At 55.7% G+C, this 589-nt stretch carries 1 protein-coding gene; it reads right to left on the reverse strand.

Features of this window, described 5'->3' with window-relative positions:
• On the reverse strand, window positions 1-589 hold a 589-nt coding region (locus FGE21_RS19930; protein WP_139665134.1), incomplete at both ends, for a calcium-binding protein.

A 589-nucleotide genomic window follows, 5' to 3' on the forward strand; every position in this document is an offset into this window, starting at 1 on the left:
CCATAGAGCTTGTCCGCGCCATCGCGGCCAAGGAGAGTGTTGTTCCCACTGTTGCCGACCAACGTATCGGCATGGTTGGATCCGGCAATGTTCTCGATGGAGATATAGGTATCTCCTGCGGCTTCGCCGGTATTGCTTGACGCGTTGGAGAGATCGGCTCGGACACCGGATGTAGCGTCCCAATAAGCGGCTTCATCGGTACCAGAACCGCCGTCTAGACGGTCAGCCCCAAGCCCGCCGTTCAGGCGGTCATTGTTGTTTCCGCCATAAAGGCTATCGTTTCCGTTGCGACCATGTAGATCGTCATCGCCGTTTTGGCCCCAGAGCTTGTTGTTGCTATCGTTGGCATAGAGGCGATCCCTGTGTGTAGATCCAGAGAGGTTTTCTACACTGGCGTAGGTGTCCCCTTCGGCATCACCGGCATTAGATGAGAGGATTAGGAAATCCGCGACAACACCGGACGATGCGCCGTCATAGGAAACAAGATCGGTCCCGTTGCCACCGATCAGATGATCCGCACCGGTCCCGCCTTCCAGCGTATCATCACCTGATCCTCCATCAAGCGTGTCATTGTTGTTTCCGCCATAGA

The organism is Phaeobacter sp. B1627, from assembly GCF_006265095.1.
Lineage (GTDB): Bacteria > Pseudomonadota > Alphaproteobacteria > Rhodobacterales > Rhodobacteraceae > Epibacterium.